The 8,749-nt window shown below is 25.5% G+C and carries 12 protein-coding genes; 6 read left to right on the forward strand and 6 right to left on the reverse strand.

Going from position 1 to position 8,749, the window contains the following annotated elements:
* Window positions 1-109: 109 nt before the first annotated feature.
* The 6 genes from AYC60_RS05795 to AYC60_RS05820 all read right to left on the reverse strand — a co-directional run bounded on the left by AYC60_RS05795 (window position 110) and on the right by AYC60_RS05820 (window position 3,858).
* Window positions 110-322, reverse strand: a complete 213-nt coding sequence (locus tag AYC60_RS05795; RefSeq protein WP_067322331.1) for a sulfurtransferase TusA family protein — start codon at window positions 320-322, stop codon at window positions 110-112.
* Window positions 323-390: 68 nt separating this feature from the next.
* Entirely contained in the window at window positions 391-1,575 is a 1,185-nt protein-coding gene (locus AYC60_RS05800) for an FAD-dependent oxidoreductase (protein ID WP_067322333.1), read from the reverse strand.
* Window positions 1,576-1,583: 8 nt separating this feature from the next.
* A complete protein-coding gene (locus AYC60_RS05805; RefSeq protein ID WP_067322336.1) occupies window positions 1,584-2,135 on the reverse strand; it encodes a YeeE/YedE thiosulfate transporter family protein in 552 nt (183 codons plus the stop codon).
* A gap of 8 nt (window positions 2,136-2,143) precedes the next feature.
* Entirely contained in the window at window positions 2,144-2,374 is a 231-nt protein-coding gene (locus AYC60_RS05810) for a sulfurtransferase TusA family protein (protein ID WP_067322338.1), read from the reverse strand.
* 23 nt (window positions 2,375-2,397) lie between these two features.
* Window positions 2,398-3,045, reverse strand: coding sequence for a YeeE/YedE thiosulfate transporter family protein (locus AYC60_RS05815; RefSeq protein WP_067322340.1), 648 nt, complete (start codon window positions 3,043-3,045; stop codon window positions 2,398-2,400).
* A 159-nt stretch (window positions 3,046-3,204) separates the two neighbouring features.
* Window positions 3,205-3,858, reverse strand: coding sequence for an N-glycosylase/DNA lyase (locus tag AYC60_RS05820; protein WP_067322342.1), 654 nt, complete (start codon window positions 3,856-3,858; stop codon window positions 3,205-3,207).
* A 118-nt stretch (window positions 3,859-3,976) separates the two neighbouring features.
* Here AYC60_RS05820 and yajC point away from each other — a divergent pair, with 118 nt between their 5' ends.
* From yajC to smpB, 6 genes are read left to right on the forward strand one after another with little or no spacing between them, the layout of a single operon-like run.
* On the forward strand, window positions 3,977-4,237 hold the full coding sequence (gene yajC, locus AYC60_RS05825) for a preprotein translocase subunit YajC (RefSeq protein ID WP_067322345.1): 261 nt from the start codon (window positions 3,977-3,979) through the stop codon (window positions 4,235-4,237).
* 9 nt (window positions 4,238-4,246) lie between these two features.
* Window positions 4,247-5,314 (forward strand): N-acetylmuramoyl-L-alanine amidase family protein, encoded by a 1,068-nt coding sequence (locus tag AYC60_RS05830; protein ID WP_067322348.1) that lies wholly within the window; start codon window positions 4,247-4,249, stop codon window positions 5,312-5,314.
* 3 nt (window positions 5,315-5,317) lie between these two features.
* On the forward strand, window positions 5,318-5,776 hold the full coding sequence (locus AYC60_RS05835; protein WP_067322351.1) for a hypothetical protein: 459 nt from the start codon (window positions 5,318-5,320) through the stop codon (window positions 5,774-5,776).
* A gap of 9 nt (window positions 5,777-5,785) precedes the next feature.
* Window positions 5,786-6,355: a bis(5'-nucleosyl)-tetraphosphatase (symmetrical) YqeK gene (yqeK, locus tag AYC60_RS05840; RefSeq protein ID WP_067322354.1), complete on the forward strand. Its 570-nt coding sequence runs from the start codon at window positions 5,786-5,788 to the stop codon at window positions 6,353-6,355.
* A complete protein-coding gene (locus AYC60_RS05845; RefSeq protein WP_067322356.1) occupies window positions 6,356-8,215 on the forward strand; it encodes a ribonuclease R family protein in 1,860 nt (619 codons plus the stop codon).
* Window positions 8,215-8,649 carry an SsrA-binding protein SmpB gene (gene smpB, locus AYC60_RS05850; protein ID WP_067322359.1) on the forward strand — a complete coding sequence of 145 codons (435 nt, stop codon included), beginning with the start codon at window positions 8,215-8,217 and terminating at the stop codon, window positions 8,647-8,649. Before AYC60_RS05845 ends, smpB begins: the two co-directional genes overlap by 1 nt.
* Window positions 8,650-8,749: the final 100 nt, after the last annotated feature.

Below are 8,749 nucleotides of genomic sequence, written 5' to 3' on the forward strand. Positions count from 1 at the left end.
CCAGTTTTTTGGTACATGTTCTGATATATTATATACCATAAGAGGCTCTTACTAAAAATTATATTTTTTTCAATTTACAGACTTATTTCAATACTCTCATACTATCTTTTTATTTCCAAACAGTTATCTCCCAAATACCATTAATAGGTTCAACAATCTCAACTTTTATTTGCAAATTTTTACAATGATTTTCAATTTTAACTTTAGCACAACTATGATCTACAATTATAGTAAATTTTTCACCTTCATTCAAATTATTGTAAATTTTTTCAAATTTTAAAAATGGTATAGGACATATTTCACCAAAACATTCTTCTATCATAATACCTCCATAATTAGTATATCAAAAATATTTTATTAATTCAAATAAAAAAGGACTTAATGTCCTTTTTATATTTCTTTAGATATTTTCTCAACTTTTTTATCTTTAATATATACTAAAGCTGGGAATTCTTGTATATCTAATTTATTTGCTATAAATTTACTTTTATACACATCTACCTTAACCAAATCATAATTAATATTTGTTGAAATTTCTTCAACTTTTGGTAATAAAGATAGCATATGACTATCACTAGAATCATATAGATAAACTAAAGTTTCTTTACCATCATTAAGTATCTGATTATTAAATGTATGTGTTTCACTTATGAATTTTTCTGAATTATATCCTGCAATAGCTCCATCACCTACAGCTGTTGATACTTGTTTCAAGAATTTTTCTCTAATATCTCCTGCAGCAAATACTCCTTCAATATTAGTTTCCATTTTTTCATTTGTAATTACATATCCTTTTGGTGATAAATCTATTACATCTTTATATAACGAAGTGTTAGGTAAATATCCTATGAATAAGAAACATGTATCTACATCTACAGGTATGTCTTCTCCTGTTTTTGTATTTTTTAAAACTACTGTTTCCAATCTTTCATTACCTTTATATTCTTTAACCATGCTATTCCATATAAATTCCATCTTAGGATTTGCTAAAGCTTCTGCTTTTGCTATTTCATTACAATCCATAATACCCTCATCATGAACCACTGAAACTATAACTTTTTTAGCAAATTTTGTTAAGAATATTCCTTCTTCAATTGCAGAATCTCCTGATCCTACAACCATTACTGTTTTATCAGTATTAGCTGCTGCATCACAAGTTGCACAAAATGAAATACCTTTATCATAAAGGAATAAATCTTCATTAATTGCACCTGTTAATCTAGGATACCCTCCACCAGCTATTACCACTACAGGAGCCTCATAAATAACTCTAAATGTTTCTACTTCTTTAATTTCCCCATCTAATTTTACAGACTTAACATCCGTTAATTTAAATATTACATCAAAATTTTTAGCTTGTTTATGAAATAAGTTCATTAATTCTGTCCCACCTATTCCTTCTGGAAAACCTGGGTAGTTAGCTATATCACTTGTATATGTTGCTAATCCTCCAACTAATGTTTTTTCAAAAACTAAAGTTTTTAATTTAGCTCTTCCACAATATATTGCTGCAGTAAGTCCAGCACTTCCTCCACCAATAATTAAAACATCATATCTTTCTCTCTTTTTTTCCATATATATACCTACATGAATACTTTCACTAACAATTTACTTCCAATAATTGCACCAACTAATAAGAATGCTGCAAATACCCATCCTGAAAGAGATAATGCTGCTGTAGCCGAGAATAATGCTCCTATGTTACATCCTAATGCAAGTCTTGCACCGAATCCCATTAAAAATCCACCTAACATACCTGCTACAACTTGTTTTTTATTTCTTATCTTTTTAATTCTAAATTCTGAAGCAAATAAAGTTGCAAGTGTTGCCCCAAATATTATTCCTATATTACGAATTGATCCACCATCTTGTAATAATGGAGTTAAAATCGCTTTACCTTGTGAAGCATGTGTTTGGAAATAAACCCAATTTTCAGGTGTTGCACCTAATAATCTAAATACTTTTGCACCCCATACAGCAAACGTAGATGTTACTCCCCAAGTTTTATCAAAAAATATAAAGTGTGCTATCGCAAATACTGCAAGTAATGTAGCACCTGTATTATATGATAAAGGATCTTTCATTATTCTTTTATATATAGGATTCTTTTGTAATTTTTTAAAGTATGCTTGCATGTTTCCTCCTATACTAATTTTTCAATAATTAATTCCCATTCTCCATCATCTATTTCTTCTATTTCAACATTATGTCCAACTTTTCTTGCCCATTCTGGTATATTTTTCATTGCACATGAGTGATCTATACTAACTATTAATGTATCTCCTATTTCTAATTCTTCCATTTTTCCTTGTGTTCTAATTAAAGGTACAGGACAAGCCTCACCTAAACAATCTAATGTAAATTCTTTTGCCATATTCAATTCCTTCTTTCTATTTTTTATTCGTAACTTCCGATTTTTTTAAGTTGCCATTTTAAAGCAATAACATAAATTGATAAAATTATTATAAATTGTACTACTAAAGCACCAACCCATCCAAATACATCTGGTAGGAATACTTTAATAGATGTAGATGCTGTTGCTGGTTCTAAGTAACTCATTGCCCAAGCACCTATTACAGATCCAAATACAAAGAATACAAATGATAACCATTGCATTTCAAATCCTTCTCCAAATCTCATTAATGTACCTGATGCACATCCACCTGCTATAACCATTCCAATTCCAAATAAAATAGCACCAACAACTGTTAATATTGAAATTGGATATACATTAGCCATTAAGATTTTAGCATTTTCTTGATTAATATATTTATATGCTGTAAATCCTACTGTAGCTAAAGATATAGTCCATAATACAGATCTTGTAATCGAAGTACCTCCAGTTAATACTGGATCTCTAAATGCTGCTGTAAAACAGAATCTTGATCTTTGAAGAATAATCCCAAAAGCTAGACCAAAAATCCAGTATAATACTAATTTTGGTTCTTTTAAGTAGAAACCAAATCCAACTAAACATGCAAGTAATATTAATGCATAAGGTATTTGTGATGGTTTCTCTTTTCTTCTACTCTTTCTATCTTCCATCTTAGCCTCCTCTCAATTTCTTATTGTAATTACACAAATAATATAACTCTAAATTAATTTTTTAACAAGATTAATTTTAGAATATATATTCCTTTTTGGAATATAAAAGGAGTTTAATTATATAAACTCCTTATAAAAAAACTTATAAATAATAAATCATTATTTAAATACTTCCCCTGCTTGCTGATACCAAAATACTAAATCTAATGCATCCATTGGTATGTTAACCTCCTCTGAATACTTTTCCATTTTATCTTCAATTTCAAAATATTTTTTCTTAGTTAAGCTTGAAGGTATTTCTTCAATAACACCTAATTCTTTTAAATTTTTTAATACATGTCTATCTAGTATTGCTAAATATCTTCCATATCCTAAATTCCTTAAAACGTGTGCAGCTTCTTTTAATCCCATTCCTTTAATATTTTCTAATATCCAATCTCTTTTCTCTTTTACACCTTTTATTTCTGCTAATATATTTTTACTGTCTAATTTACCATTTCTTGTCATCAATTCTCTCAACAATATTAAGTATTTTGACTTATTATTTTTAAATCTTACAACATTTAAATAATCTACTATTTCTTCTGCACTCCCATTATATAGTAATCTATTAGATTTTAATTTTTCTATAGCAGACCAAGCATTTTTTGCTTTACTTTGTGGTGTAAGTATACAAAATGCTATTTCTGCAAAATAGTCTTCTTCACTGTAATTAATTGTGTTTGCATAAGCTTTAATAGCACTATCAATATCTTTTTTAATATTTTTATATATTGTGTCTATTTCTTTTTGCTTCTCTAAATTTATATTCATAATACACCTACCTTTACTATATAATAAAGGAAATTCAAATATTTGTCTATAGATTTCTTTATAGATTTTTAATTTTATATATGATATAATTAAAATATGAATTTGAAGGGAGAACATTATGAATTCTACAATTACAGTATTAGCAATATATTTTGCAATATTTTTACCAATATTTGGTATGATATATTATACAAATAATAAAAAAAGAAAAAAATATAATGAATTAATGAATAATTTAACTGTTGGTCAAAAGGTTATGACTGTTGGAGGTATAATAGGAAATATAACAAAAATAGATGAAGAAACTGTAGAAATAAAAGTTGATCAGAACTCAAGATTAACTTTAACTAAAAAAGCTGTTTCACATATATTAAAATAAGGAGTTTTTATGTTTAATAAAATTAAAAAAACTATACTTCTTTTTGGTATATGTGTTTCTAGTTTAACATTTTCTACTATATTACAAGATGTAAAATATCAAAATGGTGAATTTATATTAAAATTTGATTCTAAAATTTCAAAACCAACCATAAGTAAATCTACCATTACATCTAATAATATTCATTACAATGTTACAGAACTAAATTTAAAAAACACAAAAATATCAGAAGAAGTATTAAAACAAATAAATATCAATGATGAATTCTTTAAATATATAATGATAGATGAAGTTACTAAAGATATTATTGGTATTTATACTTATTCACAATATGGATATAATTCTATAATTACATATTCAGATAATGAAATAAAAATTAAAAAATCAAAAGTTGAGGTTCCTAAAAAAATTAGTCCCTTAACAAAAAAACAATTAGCAATAGTTCTAGATGCAGGTCATGGTGGTCATGATTCTGGTGCAAGAGGTCATGGTAAATTAGAAAAAGATATTGCGCTTGAAGTAACACTTAAACTTGCAAATAATTTAAAAAGAGATCATAAAGTTATTCTTACTCGTGGTGATGACAGATTTATAACACTAAGCGAAAGACCTAAGATTGGCAACAAAAATTCAGCTGATTTATTTGTAAGTATACATCTTAATGCTGCTTCTAATGAAACAGCTAATGGTGCTGAGATATTCTATTTTTCTAAAGAAACTAATCCTTATACTTCTAAACTTATAGAATTAGAAGAAAAATATGATGAAGCACAAGCAAAAAAAGTAAGTATAATTAACCAAATATTAGGTGATTTCTTCATTAATAGGACTAAAGAAAAAAGTGCAAACTTAGCTAGAGTTATTTTAGATAATTACTCAAAACAAATGAATTTTAGAAAAAGAGGTATTTTTGGAGCTAATTTTGCTGTACTACGTGGAAGTGAATCTGCTTCTATATTAATAGAATTAGGTTTCATAACTAATGAATATGACAATTCAAAATTAGCAAGTGAAACAGGACAAATGATAGCTGTTAATGCTATCGCTGATGCAATTAGAGAAAATTTTGAGGAGTAAATAATGAAAAAAAATAAATTTTTGATTACAGTATTTTGCTTAGCTTTATTAAGCACAGTATCATATTTTTATGTAAATTATAGAGTTAATAACCCAATAGTTTTAAGTGAAAATTCAAATAACAATGATGTAAAAACTTTAACTATATATCTATACGATAAAAAAATTAAAGATTTCAAACAATATGAAATTGAAACAGATTTAAATATAGTTGATGAAGGTGATTATGTTAATGCATTAATTAAAAATTCAAGTTTTTATAAATTAAATGATAATTATAAATTTTTGGCAGCATACTCTCTAAAAATGGATGGAAAGAATGTTTTAATTATAAAACTAAACAACTATTTCAGCAAACTAAATAATGAATCTATTTTAAATTTTGTTAACTCTGTTAAATATACTTTAAAAGAAAACTATAAAGAATATAATGAAATTAATGTTGAAATTGATTCAAATTAAGGAGAATTTATGTACGATTTAAATAAAATTGATCAAGAATTAAAAAATCTTGTTACAGAAAAAAGATATAATCATATTTTAAGAGTTAGAGATAAAGCTTTAGAACTTGCAAAAATATATAATGCACCAACTGAAATTGTAGAAGTTGGTGCTTTATTGCATGATATAGCAAAATATTTTGACGATGAAAATGCCTACTCTATTATTGAAGAGGAATATAAGCATATATTTGATAATGGATTTAAAATAAATCAAGTACTACATGGATTCGCAGCAGCTGCTTATGCAAAGAAAAAATTTAATATAACAGATGAATTAATATTAGACTCCCTTAGATATCATACTATAGGTCGTGAAAACATGACATTAATAGATAAAATAGTATATTTAGCGGATGCTATTGAAGATGGCAGGAATTATCCTAATGTTGATTTAATAAGAAAGGAATCATTAATTAACTTAGATTCTGCTATACTTCTAGAAATAAACTTTAAATTAGAGTTTTTAATCAAAAAAAATGTTATTATACATCCAAATACTATTTTATTTAGAAATAATTTAATAAAAAAAGGTGAATAAATGAATAATATTTTTGAAAGTAAATTTATATGTAAAAATAGAAGAATTGCTTTTACATATACAGAAAATAATGAAAAAGTTTTAATTAGAGATGTAAATTTTAATAATGCTTTCGATGGTGATACCGTTGCAGTTGAAATTATAGATAATGAAAAATTAGTAGGTAAGGTTATAAAAATAATAAAAAGACAAGAAACTCCCTATTTTGGTAATGTTATTATTTCAAAAAGAAACAAATATATAATAAGAATAAACCGTAGTGATTTAATAGTTACTTGCCCCAAAAATAAAATTAAAATAAATCAAGGAGATATTTTAAGTTTTAGGATTGACTACACTACTCTACAAAAGGATGATATTAAAGTAAATATTATTTCAAATTTTGGTAATATTAATAATTCTAACAATATATTAAACTCTTTATTATACGCTTCTAACATATCTACAGGTTTTAGCCCTGAAATAAAAAAAGAAACTGTATCTATAAAAAGACCTAATATAGAAAATGATTTAAATTATAGAGTTGATTTACGTCATCAAAATACTATTACAATTGATGATATTAGTGCAAAAGATTTAGATGACGCTATATATCTTGAAAAAAACGATAATTACTATACTCTATTTGTTAGTATAGCTGATGTGTCTTATTTTGTTAAAGAATACTCTAATCTAGATTTGGAAGCTGCTAAGAGAGGTAATAGTATTTATCTAGCAGAAAATGTAATTCCAATGCTGCCTAAAAAATTATCTAATAATTTATGTTCACTTAATCCTAATGAAGATAAATTAACTTTTACAGTAAAACTTAAATATGACTTAAACGGTAAGCTTATAGAAAGTGATTTTTTTAAATCTATAATTAATTCACACCATAGACTTAACTATGATGAAGTAAATAAAATGTATAAAAATAATGATAAAAGTTTTAGTATGTTATGGGATATGCTAGAACTTTCAAAGTTATTAAGAAAAAACAAAAATAAAAAAGGTATGATTAATTTCAATATTCCAGAGATTAAACTAATATTAAATGAAGATGGTAATATTAAAGAAATATCTAAAAGAACTTCTGGTCTATCTCAAGAATTAATTGAAGATTTTATGGTTGCTGCAAATGAAGCTGTTGCTGAATATCTTCATTGGCAAAATAGTCCTGCAATTTATAGGGTACATGAATCACCTGAAACTGATACGCTAAGAAGTTTAAATAAAAAACTAAATATCTTAGGATATAATATAAGTAATATTATGGATATTCATCCAGGAAAAATATCTAAAATCATTGATAAAAGTTCTAATGATGTAAATTCATATTTGATACATAAAACTATATTACAATCTATGAAGAGAGCTAAATATATGAATGAAAACAAAGGACATTTTGGTTTAGCTCTAGATAATTACTTACATTTTACTTCTCCAATAAGAAGATATTCAGATTTAATAGTACACAGAATGCTTGATTTTTCATTAAATAACAAAAAAATTTCAACAAAATTTATAGATAAAAAAATGGAAGAATACAAAATGATAGCTGAACATATTTCTAAAACAGAAAGAACTGCTGAAAGACTTGAAAAGGACTCAATAAAGCTTAAAATTTTAGATTATATGAAAAATAATATTAATTCTGTATTCGAAGCAAGAATTTCAGGTATTATTTCTGGAAAAGTATTTCTTCAACTAGAAAATCTAGTAGAAACTGTTTTTTATGATAGCGATACTAATAAATACATTATAGAAAATTATCAGTTGCATGATAAATACGGTAAAATTTATAATATTGGAGATAAAGTAAAAATAAAAATATTAAAACTTGACTATGAAAAAATAGAAATAATTTCGGAGGTAATTTAATGAAAATATTAGCTAATAATAAAAAAGCATATTTTGACTATTTCATTGAAGATGAATATGATGCTGGAATAGAGTTAAAAGGTACAGAGGTTAAATCTATAAAATTAGGAAAAGTTAGTATTAAAGAAAGTTTTGTAAGAATAATAAAAAACGAAGTATGGATAATGGGAATGTTTGTTTCTCAATATACTTTTGGAAATATATACAATGTTAATGAAACTAGAGTTAGGAAACTATTATTAAATAAAAGAGAAATAAAAAAGTTAGCTGAAAAAGTAAAATTACAAGGATATACAATAGTTCCTTTAACTGTATATAATAATAATGGTCTTGTTAAAGTAAAAATTGCTACAGCTCGTGGAAAGAAAAATTACGACAAGCGCGAAAGTATAAAAGAACGTGATATATCAAGAGATATAAAAAAGAATTTTTAATAAAAAAAGGTGATTCGGGATTTTAAAAAAATCCTTGAATCACCTCTTTCTTTTCTGTATAATTAAGTTACCACACCAAATTACAGAAAGGATTGATAAA

The organism is Streptobacillus felis, assembly GCF_001559775.1.
Lineage (GTDB): Bacteria > Fusobacteriota > Fusobacteriia > Fusobacteriales > Leptotrichiaceae > Streptobacillus > Streptobacillus felis.